Annotated in this window: 21 protein-coding genes, 1 pseudogene and 1 riboswitch; of the genes and pseudogenes, 21 read left to right on the forward strand and 1 reads right to left on the reverse strand. The window is 37.0% G+C overall.

Features of this window, described 5'->3' with window-relative positions:
• Positions 1–5: 5 nt before the first annotated feature.
• Positions 6–185: riboswitch (cobalamin riboswitch) on the forward strand.
• A gap of 292 nt (positions 186–477) precedes the next feature.
• The 20 genes and pseudogenes from AC6F8J_RS08755 to AC6F8J_RS08850 all read left to right on the forward strand — a co-directional run bounded on the left by AC6F8J_RS08755 (position 478) and on the right by AC6F8J_RS08850 (position 15,997).
• Positions 478–837, forward strand: a complete 360-nt coding sequence (locus AC6F8J_RS08755; protein ID WP_500722613.1) for a CbiX/SirB N-terminal domain-containing protein — start codon at positions 478–480, stop codon at positions 835–837.
• Positions 837–1,484: a precorrin-8X methylmutase gene (locus tag AC6F8J_RS08760; protein ID WP_500722615.1), complete on the forward strand. Its 648-nt coding sequence runs from the start codon at positions 837–839 to the stop codon at positions 1,482–1,484. Before AC6F8J_RS08755 ends, AC6F8J_RS08760 begins: the two co-directional genes overlap by 1 nt.
• Entirely contained in the window at positions 1,447–2,580 is a 1,134-nt protein-coding gene (gene cbiD / locus AC6F8J_RS08765; RefSeq protein ID WP_500722617.1) for a cobalt-precorrin-5B (C(1))-methyltransferase CbiD, read from the forward strand. The genes AC6F8J_RS08760 and cbiD overlap by 38 nt, the downstream gene beginning before the upstream one ends.
• The gene (cbiE, locus tag AC6F8J_RS08770) at positions 2,570–3,202 is read left to right on the forward strand and encodes a precorrin-6y C5,15-methyltransferase (decarboxylating) subunit CbiE (RefSeq protein ID WP_500722619.1); all 633 of its coding nucleotides are present in this window, start codon (positions 2,570–2,572) and stop codon (positions 3,200–3,202) included. Before cbiD ends, cbiE begins: the two co-directional genes overlap by 11 nt.
• The gene (gene cbiT, locus AC6F8J_RS08775; protein ID WP_500722620.1) at positions 3,180–3,767 is read left to right on the forward strand and encodes a precorrin-6Y C5,15-methyltransferase (decarboxylating) subunit CbiT; all 588 of its coding nucleotides are present in this window, start codon (positions 3,180–3,182) and stop codon (positions 3,765–3,767) included. Before cbiE ends, cbiT begins: the two co-directional genes overlap by 23 nt.
• Positions 3,746–4,447, forward strand: coding sequence for a precorrin-2 C(20)-methyltransferase (gene cobI, locus AC6F8J_RS08780; protein ID WP_500722621.1), 702 nt, complete (start codon positions 3,746–3,748; stop codon positions 4,445–4,447). Before cbiT ends, cobI begins: the two co-directional genes overlap by 22 nt.
• Positions 4,444–5,193: a precorrin-4 C(11)-methyltransferase gene (cobM, locus tag AC6F8J_RS08785; protein ID WP_500722623.1), complete on the forward strand. Its 750-nt coding sequence runs from the start codon at positions 4,444–4,446 to the stop codon at positions 5,191–5,193. The genes cobI and cobM overlap by 4 nt, the downstream gene beginning before the upstream one ends.
• Positions 5,177–6,241, forward strand: coding sequence for a cobalamin biosynthesis protein (locus tag AC6F8J_RS08790; RefSeq protein WP_500722624.1), 1,065 nt, complete (start codon positions 5,177–5,179; stop codon positions 6,239–6,241). The genes cobM and AC6F8J_RS08790 overlap by 17 nt, the downstream gene beginning before the upstream one ends.
• Positions 6,238–6,966 carry a precorrin-3B C(17)-methyltransferase gene (cobJ, locus tag AC6F8J_RS08795; RefSeq protein WP_500722626.1) on the forward strand — a complete coding sequence of 243 codons (729 nt, stop codon included), beginning with the start codon at positions 6,238–6,240 and terminating at the stop codon, positions 6,964–6,966. Before AC6F8J_RS08790 ends, cobJ begins: the two co-directional genes overlap by 4 nt.
• A complete protein-coding gene (gene cobK, locus AC6F8J_RS08800; protein WP_500722628.1) occupies positions 6,963–7,748 on the forward strand; it encodes a precorrin-6A reductase in 786 nt (261 codons plus the stop codon). The genes cobJ and cobK overlap by 4 nt, the downstream gene beginning before the upstream one ends.
• Positions 7,675–8,418 carry an energy-coupling factor ABC transporter permease gene (locus AC6F8J_RS08805; RefSeq protein WP_500722630.1) on the forward strand — a complete coding sequence of 248 codons (744 nt, stop codon included), beginning with the start codon at positions 7,675–7,677 and terminating at the stop codon, positions 8,416–8,418. Before cobK ends, AC6F8J_RS08805 begins: the two co-directional genes overlap by 74 nt.
• A complete protein-coding gene (locus AC6F8J_RS08810) occupies positions 8,415–8,702 on the forward strand; it encodes an energy-coupling factor ABC transporter substrate-binding protein (RefSeq protein ID WP_500722632.1) in 288 nt (95 codons plus the stop codon). The genes AC6F8J_RS08805 and AC6F8J_RS08810 overlap by 4 nt, the downstream gene beginning before the upstream one ends.
• Positions 8,686–9,369 carry a cobalt ECF transporter T component CbiQ gene (gene cbiQ / locus AC6F8J_RS08815; RefSeq protein WP_500722633.1) on the forward strand — a complete coding sequence of 228 codons (684 nt, stop codon included), beginning with the start codon at positions 8,686–8,688 and terminating at the stop codon, positions 9,367–9,369. The genes AC6F8J_RS08810 and cbiQ overlap by 17 nt, the downstream gene beginning before the upstream one ends.
• A complete protein-coding gene (locus AC6F8J_RS08820) occupies positions 9,362–10,168 on the forward strand; it encodes an ATP-binding cassette domain-containing protein (protein WP_500722635.1) in 807 nt (268 codons plus the stop codon). The genes cbiQ and AC6F8J_RS08820 overlap by 8 nt, the downstream gene beginning before the upstream one ends.
• Positions 10,169–10,353: 185 nt before the next feature.
• Positions 10,354–11,688: a cobyrinic acid a,c-diamide synthase CobB gene (locus tag AC6F8J_RS08825; RefSeq protein WP_500722637.1), complete on the forward strand. Its 1,335-nt coding sequence runs from the start codon at positions 10,354–10,356 to the stop codon at positions 11,686–11,688.
• A 78-nt stretch (positions 11,689–11,766) separates the two neighbouring features.
• A complete protein-coding gene (gene sppA / locus AC6F8J_RS08830; RefSeq protein WP_500722639.1) occupies positions 11,767–12,777 on the forward strand; it encodes a signal peptide peptidase SppA in 1,011 nt (336 codons plus the stop codon).
• 1 nt (position 12,778) lies between these two features.
• On the forward strand, positions 12,779–13,231 hold the full coding sequence (locus tag AC6F8J_RS08835) for an RDD family protein (protein ID WP_500722641.1): 453 nt from the start codon (positions 12,779–12,781) through the stop codon (positions 13,229–13,231).
• A 59-nt stretch (positions 13,232–13,290) separates the two neighbouring features.
• Positions 13,291–14,046: a (S)-benzoin forming benzil reductase gene (locus AC6F8J_RS08840; RefSeq protein WP_500722643.1), complete on the forward strand. Its 756-nt coding sequence runs from the start codon at positions 13,291–13,293 to the stop codon at positions 14,044–14,046.
• A 118-nt stretch (positions 14,047–14,164) separates the two neighbouring features.
• Positions 14,165–15,508 carry a MarR family transcriptional regulator gene (locus AC6F8J_RS08845; protein ID WP_500722645.1) on the forward strand — a complete coding sequence of 448 codons (1,344 nt, stop codon included), beginning with the start codon at positions 14,165–14,167 and terminating at the stop codon, positions 15,506–15,508.
• 46 nt (positions 15,509–15,554) lie between these two features.
• Positions 15,555–15,997, forward strand: a pseudogene (locus AC6F8J_RS08850) (ASCH domain-containing protein).
• A 6-nt stretch (positions 15,998–16,003) separates the two neighbouring features.
• On the opposite strand, the gene AC6F8J_RS08855 reads toward AC6F8J_RS08850, so the two are convergent.
• Entirely contained in the window at positions 16,004–16,741 is a 738-nt protein-coding gene (locus AC6F8J_RS08855; RefSeq protein ID WP_500722647.1) for a hypothetical protein, read from the reverse strand.
• A 229-nt stretch (positions 16,742–16,970) separates the two neighbouring features.
• Between AC6F8J_RS08855 and AC6F8J_RS08860 the strand changes: the two genes are divergently transcribed.
• Positions 16,971–17,879: a DnaJ C-terminal domain-containing protein gene (locus AC6F8J_RS08860; protein WP_500722649.1), complete on the forward strand. Its 909-nt coding sequence runs from the start codon at positions 16,971–16,973 to the stop codon at positions 17,877–17,879.
• Positions 17,880–17,937 lie beyond the last annotated feature (58 nt).

Genomic DNA, 17,937 nt, shown 5'->3' on the forward strand with positions numbered 1-17,937 from the left:
AAAAAAATTCATATTTGTAGTGCGGTCCTGTTTAAAGACAGGTTAATAGGGAAAAAGGTAGAAGCCTTTGCAGCCCCCGCTACTGTAAGGGAGTACGAAATCTCAAATGCCACTGACTTAGTTGGGAAGGCGAGAAAGTAGGATGATCCCCGAGCCAGGAGACCTGCCACGCTATGTATTTACTTATAATCTTCGGGAGGAGGATTCTGTGAAAATCGCGTGCGATTATTTATAGACCAGTCCAAAGGGACTGGTTTTTTAAATCTCTAGGAAAGACGATGGTATGTTAATGCTTTTAAGCATAGCATTAACTTCAAGGAAGTCTTTCCCGCCGTGAACAATTTGCTTTGAAAAGCGAGGCTTAGCCTCTTTGTTCTAAGAAATAGATTTTATTTCTAAAAGCATTAAATTCACTTAATCTAAAGAAGATTATGAATTTGATGCTTTTTTATTTTATAAAAGAAAGGGAGAAACGCCATGAAAAAAGGACTTATGATTTTGGCCCACGGAAGCAAAGTAGATGAAACTGATCAAATTATGACCAAATACTTGGAGGCTGTGTCAACATCTGTAAATTATGACCAAGTGGAGAAGGCTTATTTGCAGATGATGTTGCCAAGTGTTGAGATGGCCTTTTTGAAGTTTCATGAGATGAATGTAAGAGATTTGACCATATTACCTTTTTTTATTTTTAATGGTAACCATATTCGAATGGACATACCGGAGAAATTAGAAGAAATGACTCAGCTTTATCCGGAAGTAAAGATCCGATTACTGGAAAACATCGGATTTGATCAAAAAATGGCAGATTTAATCATTGAAAGAGTGGCAATCTAATGGATTATATAAAAAATCCGGAAGCAATAGAAAAAATGAGTTTTGTAATCATCGATGAGCAAGTGAAAGTGGATTATGGTGGCTACCCAACAGAAGATCAAATAGAAAAAGCAATTCTGCGAAGGATTATACATACGTCAGCGGATTTTGATTATTTAGATAATGTGTATATTTCAAAAGGGTTCATAGACCGAGTAATTAAAGGTCTGAAAAATGGTCTCACAATCATCACCGATACCAATATGGCTTATAGCGGTATTAATAAAAAGGTCTTAGAAAAGATGGGCTGTAAAATAAGATGTTACATCTCCGAGGACGCAACAGCAAGGTATGCATCAAAAGCCAGTATAACCCGATCTATGGCCAGTGTTATAAGAGGAGCAGAAGAAGCGGGTCCTAAGCTCTATGTTTTTGGAAATGCACCAACTGCCCTTTTTAAAACCTTAGAAATCTATGAAAAAAATGATGAAAATCTAATAGGGATTATTGGGGTGCCGGTTGGCTTTGTCGGAGCAGCCGAATCGAAAGAAGCATTAATGACTTCAGGCATACCTTCCATAACAGCAAGAGGTAGGAAGGGCGGAAGCAATGTAGCAGCGGCCATTGTAAATGCCATCCTATATGAAGCAGACCATCGCTATGGATAAGATGCAAGTCATCATTGATGGCAAAATCTATAGAAGAGGCTTTACCACAGGGACTACCGCTGCTGCAGCGGCTAAGGCAGCCGCCATGTACTGGAAAACGGGGAAGATACCTAAAGATGTTGAAGTGACACTTCCAAGTAAAGAAATTGTCACACTAAAGGTAGAAGAAGCCTGGACTAAGGGACATGCTTACTGTGCCTCTGTCATTAAAGATGGTGGTGATGATATAGATGTAACCAATGGCTTAATCTTATCTGCTGAAGTCGTCGTGCTTGGTCATAGTAAGAGTCAAGGCATTCAGGTTCTAGGCGGCGTTGGGGTTGGGATCGTAACAAAAAATGGCTTACAAAGAAATATCGGAGAGCCGGCCATCAATCCGGTGCCTCTTAAGATGATTGAAGAAGGTATTAAAGAAATATTAGGTCGTGGTTACCAAGTGGAAGTGACCATACATGTGCCAAAAGGCGAAGAAGTGGCAAAACGTACCTTTAACCCTAGACTGGGTGTTGAAGGTGGTATTTCGATTATAGGTTCTACAGGCATCGTAGAGCCTATGAGTGAAGAAGCTTGGAAAAAATCACTGGAAATAGAGCTGTCTCAAAAAGTGAATTTAGGTCAGAAAAAGATTGTCTTGGTACCGGGCAACCACGGCGAGAAATTTGCCATGGCATCATTAAATTATAGTAAAGACCAGATTGTCATGATGAGCAATTTTGTCGGACATATGTTAATGGAAGCTTGTAGATTGGGTGTTTGTGAGGTCGTTCTTGTGGGACATATTGGTAAACTTATTAAAGTTGCTGGTGGCAATTTTCATACCCATAACCGGGTTTCGGATGGAAGAATGGATGTGCTTTGTAACCATTTGGCCAAAATAAGAGGGGATTATAATCTGATTGATCAAGTAAGAGAAAGCATCACGACAGACGAAGCGGTGGCATTGATTGATGAAGCCGGACTTCAACCTGTTTATGAGAGCATTGCTAGGGTGATAAAAGAAAAGGCAGAGCATTATACATATGACCAATTGAAGGTAGAAGTTGCACTATATAATATGAAAGGTAGGCTGCTGGCCAAAACGATGGATGATGATTAATGTGGTAGGAATCGGACCGGGAAAAGCATCCGGATTAACAATTGAAGCACAAAATCAGATTAAAAAAGGTCAGTGCGTCATCGGCACAAAAAGACAACTGGCTTCAACTGGGATGAATATTATAAAACCTATTGTCTATTCCGGCAGGATGGAAGATTTGGAAGCCAAGATTAAAGAGCAGCTTATTCTAAATCAATTAGATGAAGTTGTTGTATTGGCCAGTGGGGACCCTTCTATATATGGTTTGTCAAAACGCTTGATTCATTGTTTTGGTAAAGACGCTGTTCATGTAACAGCTGGCATTAGTGCCATACAGTACTTGTTTGCTAGCATCAAGTTGGACATGAATGATCTATATATAACTAGTGCTCACGGAAAACGTCCGGATTTTGATCTGCTTTTTAAAATGCCAAAGGTAGCTCTTGTTACGGACAGTTCCATGGGTCCCTATGAGATAGGGCAAGAAGCCATAATAAGAGGTTTTAACCCAATAATGATTATAGGTGAGAATCTGTCCTATGATAACGAAAGTATTCAAAAAACCGATGCTAAAACAGTAACAAGAAAAAAATATGAAATGAATGTGGTGATATTACTTAATGATGGATCAAGACTTTATTAGAGACAAAGTCCCTATGACGAAAATGGAAGTAAGGGCGGTGACTTTAGCCTATTTACAACTTGAAGCGGGGCACACATTTTTGGACATTGGGGCTGGTACTGGTTCAATTACTGTTGAAGCGGCTAGATATAACAGACAGTTGAAAGTATTTGCCATTGAAAAGAACCCTGTAGCCCTTGAACTGATTGATTTGAATCTAAAAAAATATGGCTTAAAGGAGGTGGCACTTATATCAGGGGTAGCACCTCTGGATACAGGCCATGTACCATCTTGTGACCGAGTTTTTATTGGCGGTACAGGTGGCCATATGAAGGAGATTATTTATTGGCTTACCAAAGAAGTACTCACTGACGAAGCGGTATTGGTGATGAATGTGATTACGATTGAGAACCTGAATGAAGGGATGAAAGCCTTGTATGACTATGGCTTTGTGGAGGTTGAAGGTAGTAGCTTATCAAGTGCCAGATTGAGCTTACTTGGTGATTTACATTATTTTAAACCAGAGAACCCATGCTATATATTAAAAGGTGTTTGGAGGAGAAAATGTCAGAATTTATTGGAATAGGTGTCGGACCGGGAGATCCTGAACTCCTGACTTTAAAGGCGGTTAAAGCGCTTCAACAACTGGATATACTTATTGTACCTTATGGTCGCCTTAAAGGGGAAAGTGAGGCTTTAAAGATCGTAGAAGGCTATTTGAAAAAAGATATTCATATCCTTCCTAAACATTTTCCCATGGTACAAGATGAAGCAGAACTTTCACCAGCGATCGAGGCCATATCATTAGAAATCAAAGGCTATATAGATCAAGGTCATAGGGTAGGTTTTATAACCATTGGTGATCCTATGTTATACAGTACCTATATCTACTTACTTAAATATCTTATAGATCAAGTGTCTGTTACAACCCTACCAGGGATAGCTTCATACAGCGCTATAGCCTCCGGTCTTAATCGACCATTGGCTGAAGGGAATACGCCTTTATTCATACATCCCTGTAACGGAAAAATAGAAGCAATTGAGAGCCTTGTATTAGAACATGACAGCATCGTCCTTATGAAAGTATATAAGCAATTTGATGCCATCCTTGAGATGCTTAAGGCACATGACTTAATGCCCTTTAGCCTTATTGTTTCTAACTATGGAAAAGCAAACCAAGTGATTTATCATCCAGAGGATTTGTTTACCCATGAAAAAATCAGTTATTTTACAACCATTATTATTAATAAGGGGTGGCGATTATGAAAGTAGTATTTATAGGTGCAGGACCGGGGGATAAGGAACTGATTACTCTTAAAGGCTATAAGGTCTTAAAAGAAGCCGATATGATTATTTGGGCAGGATCTTTGGTCAACGAAGCTTTGCTTGACTATTGCAGGGCGGATGTAGAAATACATAATAGTTCCCTCATGCATTTAGATGAAATCTTAGCAACCTGTGCTAAGGGTGTTAAATCAGGAAAAAAAGTGGTGCGCTTACACACTGGTGATTTCTCTATATATGGCTCTTTAAGAGAACAAATAGAAGGTTTACAAGCACTGGGCATTGAATATGAACTTATACCTGGGGTCAGCAGTTTTTTAGGGGCCGCTTCTTCTTTGGGGGTGGAATATACCGTACCTGAAGTGTCACAAAGTCTGATTATTACAAGACGTGGCGGAAGAACTCCAGTACCGGAGAAAGAGTCATTAAAAGCCTTTGCACAACATGGGACCTCTATGGTGATTTTTCTATCTTCTACTTATGTAGATGAAGTCTGTAAGGAACTCATTGAAGGGGGCTATGATGGACACACACCTGCAGCCATAGTCTTTAAAGCAACTTGGCCGGAGGAAGAGATTATTCGAGGCACACTCATGACCCTACCGGCACTTGCCAAAGAAAAAAACATCCATAAAATGTCCCTCATCATGGTTGGCGACTTTTTGGGCCATGAATTTAACGTTTCAAAGCTTTATCATAAGGATTTTAAGCATGAATACAGAACTTAGATTATATCATAAAAAAAATCATAAACAAGTCAATAAAATGGTGATTTTCTCTTTGACCCCAAAAGGCGATTTACTGAACCATCGACTTAAGGGCGACCACTACACCAGTGAAATCATTAAAGAACACGGTGGTATTATGGCCTGTGTGAAGGCATGCTTTAACCAGGTGACCTGTATGGTCTTTATCTGTGCAACGGGTATCGCTGTTAGAGCCATTGGTAAGCTCATAGAAGATAAGTATAAAGACCCAGCAGTCTTAGTCATAGATGAGGAAGGTCGTTATGTCATCAGCTTACTGTCCGGACATCTGGGGGGTGGCAATGCTTACGCAAAAGATATTGGTAAACTTATTAAGGCACTACCGATCATCACCACTTCAACAGATGTAAATGATGTCGGCAACTTAGATCTACTGCTTCAAGCATGTCATTGTGATGTACCTAAATATAAAAATGACATCTTAAAAATCAATATGGCCCTAATAAAAGGCAAATCGATTGGCCTTTACTGTGATATTAGAGCTAGCGATACGTGTTTGACGACTTATTTAAAAGGGTTTACATTCATGGAGGATTTTCAGACTTTTATTGATATGTCAGCAGATTATAAAGTCTATATTGGTTATGATACGAGGCAGATTAATAAACTGAGTCAAAAGGATCTCTTTTTTATTCCAAAAGTCTTATGCCTTGGAACAGGGACAAGAAAAAACTTGGATATAAAGGCCTATTTTAATGAGCTAGATAACTACCTTAAAACGGTACATGTCCATCCATCGGCCATTGCCCTCTTAACCAGTGTGGAGATAAAAAGCCAGGAACCTTGTTTGGAAGCCTTGTGCCAAGCATGGTCATTAGAATCACTTTTCTTTACTGTACAAGATTTGGAAAGTGTTCATGATGAATTTGATAAATCGGAATGGGTGCTTAAGACCCTAGGTATAGGTTCTGTCGCAGGACCATCCGCTTGGCTAGCATCAAAAGGTAATATGATACATGATGGTAGTAAAATGAAAGGCAGTACCTTTGCCCTTGGGAGGATTGTATGATTAAAGTTATAGGCATTGGGTCTGGACAAACACAAAATCTAACAATAGAAGCCATTGAAGCCATTAAAGCAGCAGAGGTTATTGTCGGATATCGTACGTATATAGATTGGATTCAACCACTGATCGACCAAAATAGCAAAGCTCAGAAAATAATAACAACAGGAATGACCGGTGAAGTGAAACGGTGTCAAGCGGCTCTTGAAGCCTCAAGAAAGGGAGAAAATGTTGTGGTGATTAGTAGCGGAGACTCAGGCGTCTATGGCATGGCTGGACTTATTTATGAACTCTCAGATCCAGAAGATGAGATTCGTGTCATCCCTGGTGTTACCTCATCAAGTTTAGCAGCAGCAAGACTTGGCGCGCCATTGATGCATGATTTTGTTTCCATAAGTCTGAGTGACCTGATGACGCCTTATGATCTGATTATGAAAAGGGTGCGTCTGGCTGCAGAAGGTGACTTCGTCATATGTCTTTATAATCCAAGAAGTAAAGGCCGTCCACATCATTTAGAAGACGCCCTTGAAATTATTAAAGACATACAAGGTGATGCTTTGGTGGTTGGAAGGGTTTCTGATGCCGGACGTGAGGAGGAAGAGGTAGCCTATTCGACTTTAAAAGAATTTGACGTTCGGGATGTGAACATGCGTACCATGGTTATAATCGGTAATCAAAACACCCATATGCACCATGGGAAAATGGTCACACCTAGGGGGTATCGCTTGTGATCTATGTGATTGGTGGCACCCATGAGTGTCGTCAAATATGTGAAATGCTAAAGCACCATCATCTACCTTTTATATTAAGTGTGGCTACAAAACTGGGAGAAGACACCTATGGTACTTGTGCTGACAGGCTCATAGTAAAAAGACTGGATGCCATGTCTATGGAAGCTTTAATTCGAGTAGAAAAAATTGATTGGATAATTGATGCTTCCCATCCACATGCAGTTATAGTCAGTCAGCAGGCCATTGAGGCAGCAAAAGCCACCGGTATTACTTATACACGGTTTGTTAGAAAAACACAAAAAGATGAAGCTTCTTATGGTAAGTTTTTTGAGAATGAAGAAGAAGCCTTAAACTATTTATCAGGTCAACAAGGGCAAATCATGGTAACCGGAAGTAAAACACTAGAAGAGGCCATTAAAGTCCTTGGTCTAGAACGCATCGTAGCAAGGGTGGTACCTTCAACAGAAAGTTTGCAGCAATGCGAGCATATGGGTCTTAAACCCAATCAAATCATCGCATTACTGGGTCCTTTTAGTGTTGAAATGAATAGGTTACTACTTAAGACCTATCATATTTCTTATTTGATGTTTAAGGAGGGCGGGGAAGGCAGTGGTTATCTTGAGAAGTTAAAAGCTTGTCAACTAGAAAATGTGAAGGCTATTGTGGTGAAAGTACCATATATCAATTATAGGGAGGTAACAGAATCTTATGAAGCATTATTGGAGAAAATCAAGGATTATTACAATCGTCATCTTGCTCATGATAACAGGAGCTGTAAGTGAGGTACATGCCATGCATATCATGGAAGGTTTTTTACCGAAAGCATACGCATTTTTTTGGTGGGTTTTGTATATGCCTTTTCTTATTATGGGTATTATGAAACTAAAAAAAGGTCTTAGGAAAGGTCATGATAACAAGTTGCTTATTGGTTTGGTTGCTGCCTTTACTTTTTGTATCTCTGCCCTAAAAATCCCTTCAGTGGTTGGCAGTTCCTCTCATCCCACCGGTATTGGACTGGGTGCTATTTTATTTGGTCCACTTATGATGGCTTTTATTGCTGCGATTGTATTGCTGCTTCAGGCGCTGCTTCTTTCTCATGGCGGTATTACTACTTTGGGAGCCAATGGATTTTCTATGGGTGTTGTAGGTCCTTTTGCTGCATTCTTGGCTTATAAACTTGCTATAAAGTCCGGTCTATCAAAAAGAGTTGCCATCTTTATTGCCGCTTTTTCTAGTAATTTTTTGACCTACGTTATGACGTCTGTTCAACTGGGTACAGCTTTTTCAGGACAAGAAGGGGTCATGATTTCAACCCTAAAATACTTAAGTATTTTTAGTCTGACTCAATTACCAATAGCTATATTAGAAGGGTTTCTAACGGTTATTATTTTCAATCTACTTTGGGAAAACAAAGAACAGATTCATCTTGTGGGAATGGAGGAATTAATATGAAATCAAAACAAAACTTGGTTTTAATAAGTATGGTTATTTTACTGGCTATAATACCCCTAATCATCAATCCAAATAGTGAATATGGTGGTGCAGATGGTGCAGCACAAGATCAAATCTTACTTGAATACCCGGATTATGAGCCTTGGTTTATACCTTTGTTTGAACCTGCCAGTGGAGAAGTTGAAAGCTTTTTCTTCTCCATGCAAGCGGCGATTGGTGCCGGATTCATCGCTTATTATTTTGGTAGGATGAAGGGAAGACAGGATCATGCTAAGAATAGATAGCATCATAGAAGGCAATCCATTTAAGCATATACCTTATAAAATTAGGATTGGTATGTCTTTTTTTCTATTAACATGGTCTCAATGGATGAATCAAATCTATATATATGGTGCGTTATTAATCATCTTATCTAGTTTGATGTTTATTGGTATTTATAGACATATGAAAAGTTTTCTTCATATATGGTTTCTGTCACTTATCTTTTTAGTGCCTAGTCTACTCGGGGTGATAGTAGTGACCAGAGTACAAGGACAAGAAATATTGATGACCTTTGGACAAGCCTCTCCTTGGATCTATATAACACGTGAAAGTTTATGGATGGGAATTGAAGTCATGATCAGGGTGATGAGTTCCTTTTCAATCATGCTTTTTCTGATTTTGACTACTTCTATTTGGGAAATTGGTCGGTTTTTAAGGTGGGTTAAAGTGCCTAAACTATTTGTCGAAATATTGCTTCTGACCTATCGATTTCTTTTTCTAATCTATGAAGAAGGGATGGATATGATTATGGCTCAGGAATTAAGAAGTGGCTATTATGGCGTTGGAAATGCATTTAAAAGCTTGTCACTTTTACTTGGTCAATTATTCTTAAATACAATTATAAGAGCCCAAGAAATGGAAGAAGGTCTGCAGATGCGCCTCTATGAAGGAGAGTATTTATATGGTTGAATGTAAGAACTTAAGCTATGTTTATGCCGATGGAACAAAGGCTCTTAGTGATTTGGATTTCTCAACCCAAAAAGGTCGAATTATCGGTGTGATTGGTTCTAATGGTGCCGGTAAGTCGACTCTGTTTAAGTGCCTAACAGGTTTTTTAAAACCCAGTACCGGTCATTTGACCTATAATCATCAACCTATAAAATATGACAAAAAAAGTCTTCAAGCGCTACGCATGAAAATAAACATTGTATTACAAGGTGCGGAAAAACAGATTTTCCTTCCTAGTGTCAAAGAAGATATCGCATTTGGTCCAAGAAACCTTAAGATGTCTTCTGAGATCATTGAAAGACGTATTTTAGAAGCCATAGAAGCAACAGCCTTAGAAAGCTGCAAGGATAAGCTGATACACAACTTAAGTTATGGACAAAAGAAAAGGGTTGCCATTGCCGGTGTATTAGCACTAAGTCCGGAAGTCATTATCTTTGACGAACCTGAAGCAGGACTGGATCCTTATATGAAACAACAAATGGTATTTTTGATTAAGGCTTTATCCAAATCAGGGAAAACCATCATTATGGCCAGCCATAATATGGATTTTATTTACGAGACTTGTGATTATGTCTATCTTTTGAAAAAGGGGCATTTTTTAGCAGAGGGTAAGCCTAAGGATATTTTAGGTCAGTATGATCTTATGGCAACAGCGGATATGGAGATGCCTTGGGTGCTTAAGGTATGTCATCAATTAAATATTTCACCGGTTGATTCAGAAGCAAGTCTATTTAATATGATTAAAACTAAGTTTTATTGATTCACATATGGTTAAGGTGTCAAAACTATATAGTTGAACTTTTGCATACAATATATAGTTATGAATGCATCAAGGTAATCTCTATATTGTATGTAAATTTAGTGAAACTTAGTTTTGACCCTTTAACCACATATAATATTAATTACGTCTCACTAAATGCACATACAATAGATGGAGGTATTAAAATGAAAGGTATTTTGCTTGCGGCACCTTCTAGTGGTTCGGGAAAAACAACGGTCACTTCGGGCATTATTCGAGCATTGCATAATAAGGGGTATACTATAAGCCCTTTTAAAACGGGACCAGACTATATTGACAAAGGCTTTTTAGAAGTCGCTGCAAAAAATGCTGCCGGTAACTTGGACCTGCATCTACAAGGCGACTTAGGAATACTAGAAGCACTTTCTTATGTCAAGCCAGATATAGATTATTGTGTCATTGAAGGAGCCATGGGTTACTATGACGGTATCTATAATACTTTTGAAAATTCCAGTTATGCCATCGGGAAGAAGATAGGGGTGAATACGATACTCATCTATACCCCAAAAGGGGAAATGTTTACGGCGGTGACCAAAATAAAAGGTATGGTCGATTTTGGTCAGGGTAGCATAACCGGTGTCATCTTAAACAAGGTTACAGAGGCCCATTATGATATGTTACGCGTTCAAATAGAAAACCATGTAGGTATCAAAGTCCTTGGATATCTGCCTACAATCCCAGAGTTAGAATTTAAGAGTCGACACCTTGGTCTTATTCAAAGTGAAGAAATGACAAAACTGGATTCGAATCTGGATCAATTAGCAGAGCTTATCGAAAAGACCATTGACTTAGGCACAATCTTAACCATGTGTAAAAAAATGCCTAAAATAGAAACGGATCGTCATAAGGTTAAAAAAAAAGATCTTGTTATAGGTGTAGCTAAAGATAAGGCTTTTTCTTTTTTCTACCGAGAAAATTTGGAGATGTTAAAATCTGTCGGGAAAGTCGTTTATTTTTCACCGCTTTCGGACTTAAGTCTACCGGATTGTGATCTGCTTTATCTAGGTGGTGGTTATCCTGAGTTATATAAAGAAACCCTGTCAAATAATCATGAAATGCTTGAGGCTATTCGGCTGTTTTCTGAAAAAGGTGGTCATATATTTGCAGAATGCGGTGGCTTTATGTATTTGAATGTGGCTATAGAAGGTTATAAAATGGTGGGTATTTTTAAAGGTGAAATAAAAATGACGTCCAAGCTTCAAAGGTTTGGATACATTGACATCACTTTAGATCAAACTTGTTTTTTGGGTGAGAAAGGTGATCCAATGCGTGGTCATGAATTTCATAGGAGCCGTTGTTCTATTGAAGATGAGGGTGAAAGGACAAGTATTATGACCATTAAAAAAACAGGAAAAGATAACCGCTGGTATTGCGGTTATCTTTATAAAAACACCTATGGTGGTTACCCACACTTTAGTTTTGTGGGTAATAAAAAGATGTTTTTTAATATGATGCATCGTTTATCAATCTCTAGTTATTGATTTTTTAATTGCATTCTAATAGATATTTGGTATGATAGAACATATATAAAAAATCAGTGAGATGACAAGGAGATTATTATGAATGCAAAGAGATGGTTAGCTATTGGATTATCAGTGGTGGTTTTTTTCTCATCACTTATAATTTCAGCAGTGGGAAATGTATTGACAAAAGATGTGGAAAAAACATCGTTTTGGGACACTATAATGCAAGATGCAATGTCAGAAAACATTCTAAGAGAGGGTTTATTAGATGAAAGAATTGTTATTGTTGATGTGACAGGTATCATGATTCAAGTTGAACAGAACTATTTTGCACCACTTAGCTATAATCATCAAAAAATCTTAAGTGATTTGGATCGGATTATTGAAGATACTTCTATTAAAGCTGTGGTGATAAGAGTGGATAGCCCAGGTGGTGGTGTCTATGAAAGTGCACAGTTAAGAGATAAGATTAAGGAAATGAAGGAAGTAAGAGATATTCCCATTTATGTGGTGATGGAAAGTATGGCGACGAGTGGCGGTTATTATATCTCAGTAGATGCAGATAAAATATTTGCTTCAAAAGAAACCATAACAGGATCTATCGGCGTTATCATGTCCGGACTTAATCTATCCGGACTTATGGAAAAGTATGGTATTAAGGATACGACCGTTAAAAGTGGCGACTTAAAAGATGTTGGGTCAGCGACACGTCCTGCGACTGAAGAAGACTTAAGTGTATTACAAAATCTGGTTGACAGCATGTACGAAAGGTTTGTAGATGTTGTAGAAGAAGGTAGAAAAATGGATAGATCCCTTGTCTATGAGCTGGCAGATGGACGGATTTATGATGGAACGCAAGCCCTAGATGCCGGTCTAATAGATGCTATAGGTTATTATGACCAAGCAATTATAGATTTAGAGCGTACTTATGAACTTGAAAATGCTCAAATTTTTTCTTATTCAAGTTCGGATTTTCCATTCGTCAACCAGTTCATGTCAGAAGTTACCATGTTGATAAGAGAGAAGAACATGGGTTCTTTAGGTGATATTAATATATCAGGAATCAGCAACAAACAAGGATTTATGTATATATATGGAGGATATTAGTATGGAGGAATTCAACAAATACCCCAAAATTGTATATGCAGGTTTTTGGATGCGTTTTTTTGCTTATCTACTGGATCTTATCCTTATTGGAAGTATACATAGAATAATGCTGTTCTTTCTCAAAGAAGGTGTAGTAAAAACAACATTATCTGTTATTATATATTTAACATATTTTGTTTTAATGACAAAATTGAACCAAGGACAAACACTAGGGAAAATGGTGTTTGGTCTTCGTGTTATTTGCTTCAAAGAAGATAAACTATCTTGGTCAACGGTTTTAGTAAGGGAAATGTTTGGTCGGTACTTACAAAAAATAATATGGCCTTTGTATTTTCTTGTGGTATTTACCCCTTATAAACAACATGTAATTGACATGCTTACGGACACATCCGTTGTGACAGAAAATTATATAAATTTTCTATTCAACTTTCAAACATCTGAGATTTCTCAATAATGGTCAAAATGTCTAAACTATTATAATTGAACTTTTACATACAATAGTTGGAGGTAGTGATGAAATATTATATTATTACAGGAACGTCCAAAGGGCTAGGAGAAGCGCTTGCCTTGGAATTACTAATTAAAGGGCATCATGTCATTGGAGTATCTAGATCCCAAAGTGATAAGATTGAAGATAGGGTTCGTCTAAAGAATGATAACTGGCACCATATAACATGGGATATAAGTCATGTAGAAAAATTAACGTCGTTAATGGAAGCTGTGTTTAGCTTTATTGATCTTAAACAGGCATTATCGATTTGTTTGATCAATAATGCTGGTGTTGTAACGCCTGTTAAAGTAATAGAAAAGTGTGAGGATAATGAAATTATGGAGGCTTTTAATATTAATACCATGGCCCCTATACTCATGACATCAAAGTTCATTGAAAAGCTAAAATCATTGAAAATAGATAAACATGTTGTCAATATTTCTTCTGGCGCAGGAAAGCATCCTTATGATGGGTGGAGTTGCTATTGCAGTACGAAGGCGGCTATGGATATGTTTACAAGATGTGTCGCTTTGGAACAGAAGAAAACCGCTTTTCCGGTAAAGATTATATCTCTGGCACCCGGTGTAGTAGACACACAAATGCAAGGAGTAATACGAGCATCAACTAAGGAAGATTTTAGTTACGTAGAGCGTTTTATTGATTATAAAGAAAAGGGATCTCTTTTGTCACCGGAAGCCGCTGCAAAGAAAATACTTGAAGTTATGGAAATTGAAGCTATGACTCAAGGTCAGCTTTTGGATATTAGAGATTACAAATGAAGAAATGAAAGCGGTCAGTTAACTTGACCGCTTTCATTATATGTGTTAAAATTATATTACGACAATCGTAATATACGAGAATCGAAAATGAAAAGGTTGTGATTCCTTGGGAAATCAAATGGATTTGTGGATAAGACAATCTAGAGAAAATATCCAGCATCTGATTCAACATTACAAAAATCTAGACATGGATATGCCATTGCAAAATCCTCTAGAGAAAAAGTTAAATGCAATAGATATGGATGTGCTTAATTTGTTTGAACTTGAGTCATCTATTGCTATCAAAAAGGTGATTCTGTATCTTGATGTTCCTAATAGCACGATAACAAGTACAATTAATCGCCTAGAAGCTAAAGGTATATTGACTAGAAGCATTCATCCACAAGACAAAAGAACCTATAATCTACAACTTACTGAAAATGGTCAGGAAATCATCAATCTAAGAAAAGCGAGAAAAGAACAATTTCTAGAGATTATATTTCAAGCACTTGATGATGAAGAAAAAAAGACACTATATGAACTATTATGTAAAACAACAAAAGAGGTCCTTAAAAATCAATCCGGTTTAGCAAGGAGGTTCAATATGAACAAACTCGAACAAGAATATCATAGTTTTGGATCGTGGATTATTGAAATCACAACAGAAGATGAGATACCACTTCAATTCATTGACTTTAAACAGACAATATTAGATGCAGAGTATAGTTTTAAGGTGCCAAGAAAAATAGAAAGACGTAAAGCACATCCGGGTATGCGTTTGTATGATGCTGTCGTATCTTTATTAGCACATAAAATCGTATTTCAACAAATTCGGAATAAGAAGGTAGAGGTATACCATATTCCATTTGAAGATATTGTTTATTTGGTTCATACCAACGAATTATTAGATAGTCAAATCATCATAGTTACGAAGGAACAAGAACATGTTATTGAGTATAATTCGGTTTCCTACGACATCAGTCACGGTTTCATCAAAAAAGTTCGCGATAAAATGTTAACATCCATGCCGGTATTGGATTTGGATACATTTACTGAAGAAAAGTCTATTGATTCTGAATTATATAAGAATCTCATAAGTAATGAAGTCAATGACAGTTCGGTAAAAATTATTGAATATCAACCTTTTATACAACTATCAAAAAATAACCCATCACCGGCTGAAAAACTATTTAACACTCATAATAAATATGAGCTTCAAGACACAGTTTTTTTGGCAAATACAAAGGAATTGATTGTTGTTAATCGAAAAGAAGCAGTAAAAAAAATGGATAAAGCAGATTATGGTTATTGTCGAACTTATATGGATTTGAGAAAAATAAAAAACATAAGATTGGAAGATGCACCTGAGATGTCACATCTGAAAACGTTGCTCATTCATATAGACGATTTAGAAGTTCCTTTTGAAGTGGGCGATACCTTCACGGTGGATTCAATAAATCAGTTATTAGCTATGAGAAAATAATTTGAAAGAATGAGGATAGCGTATGATTCACCCATCAGTAGACAAAATGTGGAAAAATTATTTAGATTTTATTGATGATTCTGATGATTTAGATGATAGAACCTATACATCTTGGTTTTTCTGTAACAATGAAGAAAGCGCTCATAATTTAGCTGAACTTGTTAAAAAGGGCATTAAAAGAGCTACCGCATCTTTGTTCTGTCTATACGAGATAGAACAGGAAGCGTTACCAACTGAAGATTGTTATAGTATTGTGACGGATTTTCATGGTGTAGCACAATGCATCATTCGAACAAAAAAATTACGATTTTGCCTTTTAAAGAAGTGGATGATAATCTAGCCGCTATTGAAGGCGAAGGTGACCAGTCTTTAAAGTATTGGCAAACGGTTCATCGGCAATTTTTCACGGAAGAATTGGCCACTTTTGATAGGGTGTTTACAGAGGATTTACTGCTTGTATTTGAAGAGTTTGACTTGGTGTACCCATAAAGAATTCTAGGACATATGGTGGTGTTTGTTTTTATTACTGTTTTGATTGTATTTTGGATCGAATATTTTGTTAATGTTATGCAAAGGACCAAAAACAATAATTCTATCCAAAAGAAGTACAACTTGGCTGTCATCGATGTCGCCAATATAATGATCACCACGCTTAATGAACAAAACCCGTATACCATAATCATCACTAAGTCTGGACTCAAATATGGTTCTATCTTTTAGTACTAAAGGGACTTCGATGATTTTGATTTCGACAATACAATAACCACTAAAATTATCCAACACCAATAAGGGGTTGGATTTTTTTGAGTACATCCACTTATTGGCAATTTTTTTGATTAGTTTGTCAAAACGCGCACGAATAAAAGGCAGACGTTTATATAGGATGGCAAACATTAAAAATAAACTAAGTCCCAACAACGCTTGAGACAAGTTGAAAAATGGATCACGGTATAAAGTGATAATCATATTAACTAATACGGACACCACAATGACGTTGAAAAAATTCCCGGTAATCATAATTAGGATGGCCAAACGACGTCTACGTCTTGAACTAACGATAATCTCACTTTCTGAAGTCGTAAAACCGGAGTTGGTTAAAAGAGAGATGACTTGAAAAACGGAACGGGTATGGGATAGACCTGTGAGCATGAAAAAAATGGTGTATATTTCAATGATGATAAAATATATGGATAAAAGAACCAAAAGAGTGAAAAAAGCAAGATTAAGTGACATGGTTAACCTCCGTATTTAAGATTTATCAAAAGCTTTGCAAGCTTATTTTAACACATATTGTATAAAAAAAATACGGATTGATATAGTTGTTAATATTTCACCGATGTCAATTTTATTACTAATGAACGTTCTTTACAAATGAGTCTTGTTGACACATTATCCTAATTGTCTTATAATTGAATTAGCACTCGTAGTATGAGAGTGCTAATTCGTGAAAAGTGGTGATGGTATGAAATATAAAAATTATTATGATACTTTAGGCGTTAGTAAATCAGCAACAACTTCAGAAATTAGAAAAGCCTATCGTAAACTTGCAAAAGAATATCACCCGGACAGCAGTCATAATCAGGGTAAAACCGATGAAAGATTCAAGGAAATCTCAGAAGCTTATGATGTTTTAGGTGACGAAAAAAAACGAGAAAAATATGACCAACTGGGACAGGACTTTAACCTACATAGTTCTGATGATTTTGATCCGAGACAATATGGTTTCGAATCAAGGTCTTATAGTAATGTTGATGGTGATTACAGTGATTTTTTCAAAATGTTTTTTGGTGATGATATTTTTTCCGGTTTTGGTGGAAGATCTAACTATAGAGGCAATATGCATCAAAAGGCTAACAACATTGAAGCGACCTTAAAGATTAATTTAAGAGAAGCAGCCCTAGGTGTTGAAAAAACTTTTGGATTGCAAGGTAGAAGTCATCAAAAAATTGCAGTGAAAATACCAAAAGGAATTGAACCTGGAGAAAAAATTAGATTAAAAGGAAAAGGTGAAGCAAGTCTTACAGGGGGTGAACCTGGTGATCTGATTCTAATTATTGAGATTGAACCATATTCAAATATGGTTCTTCAGGGGCTTGACCTTCATACAAAGTTAGATATATATCCTTGGGATGCATATTTGGGGTGTGAGAAAACAGTTAAAGCCTTTGAGGGTGATCTTGTTGTCACTATACCACCGTTAATACAGTCCGGTAGAAAAATTAGATTACAGGATAAAGGATACAAAAATAGAAAAGGTAAGCAAGGTCATCTTTTTGTAGAAATAAACATTAAAAACCCTGGTCATGTGGATCGGATTATTAAGGAACACTATAAGGCTTTATCTGATTATTTCCTAAATCTTCAAAACTAAGGTTCACAAATTTTCGCAATTTGTTCTATATATGGTTAAAGGGTCAAAACTAAGTTTC

The organism is Petrocella sp. (assembly GCF_059865615.1).

Bases quoted from the DNA above. Each gene is read 5' to 3' on its own strand.
- AC6F8J_RS08855 (WP_500722647.1), bottom strand. From the start codon at position 16,741: ATGTCACTTAATCTTGCTTTTTTCACTCTTTTGGTTCTTTTATCCATA.
- AC6F8J_RS08790 (WP_500722624.1), top strand. From the start codon at position 5,177: ATGAATACAGAACTTAGATTATATCATAAAAAAAATCATAAACAAGTC.
- AC6F8J_RS08755 (WP_500722613.1), top strand. From the start codon at position 478: ATGAAAAAAGGACTTATGATTTTGGCCCACGGAAGCAAAGTAGATGAA.
- cobM (WP_500722623.1), top strand. From the start codon at position 4,444: ATGAAAGTAGTATTTATAGGTGCAGGACCGGGGGATAAGGAACTGATT.
- AC6F8J_RS08860 (WP_500722649.1), top strand. From the start codon at position 16,971: ATGAAATATAAAAATTATTATGATACTTTAGGCGTTAGTAAATCAGCA.
- AC6F8J_RS08760 (WP_500722615.1), top strand. From the start codon at position 837: ATGGATTATATAAAAAATCCGGAAGCAATAGAAAAAATGAGTTTTGTA.
- cbiE (WP_500722619.1), top strand. From the start codon at position 2,570: ATGATGATTAATGTGGTAGGAATCGGACCGGGAAAAGCATCCGGATTA.
- cbiD (WP_500722617.1), top strand. From the start codon at position 1,447: ATGCCATCCTATATGAAGCAGACCATCGCTATGGATAAGATGCAAGTC.
- AC6F8J_RS08845 (WP_500722645.1), top strand. From the start codon at position 14,165: ATGGATTTGTGGATAAGACAATCTAGAGAAAATATCCAGCATCTGATT.
- AC6F8J_RS08820 (WP_500722635.1), top strand. From the start codon at position 9,362: ATGGTTGAATGTAAGAACTTAAGCTATGTTTATGCCGATGGAACAAAG.
- cbiQ (WP_500722633.1), top strand. From the start codon at position 8,686: ATGCTAAGAATAGATAGCATCATAGAAGGCAATCCATTTAAGCATATA.
- AC6F8J_RS08810 (WP_500722632.1), top strand. From the start codon at position 8,415: ATGAAATCAAAACAAAACTTGGTTTTAATAAGTATGGTTATTTTACTG.
- sppA (WP_500722639.1), top strand. From the start codon at position 11,767: ATGAATGCAAAGAGATGGTTAGCTATTGGATTATCAGTGGTGGTTTTT.
- cobI (WP_500722621.1), top strand. From the start codon at position 3,746: ATGTCAGAATTTATTGGAATAGGTGTCGGACCGGGAGATCCTGAACTC.
- cobJ (WP_500722626.1), top strand. From the start codon at position 6,238: ATGATTAAAGTTATAGGCATTGGGTCTGGACAAACACAAAATCTAACA.
- AC6F8J_RS08840 (WP_500722643.1), top strand. From the start codon at position 13,291: ATGAAATATTATATTATTACAGGAACGTCCAAAGGGCTAGGAGAAGCG.
- cbiT (WP_500722620.1), top strand. From the start codon at position 3,180: ATGATGGATCAAGACTTTATTAGAGACAAAGTCCCTATGACGAAAATG.
- AC6F8J_RS08835 (WP_500722641.1), top strand. From the start codon at position 12,779: ATGGAGGAATTCAACAAATACCCCAAAATTGTATATGCAGGTTTTTGG.
- AC6F8J_RS08825 (WP_500722637.1), top strand. From the start codon at position 10,354: ATGAAAGGTATTTTGCTTGCGGCACCTTCTAGTGGTTCGGGAAAAACA.
- AC6F8J_RS08805 (WP_500722630.1), top strand. From the start codon at position 7,675: ATGAAGCATTATTGGAGAAAATCAAGGATTATTACAATCGTCATCTTG.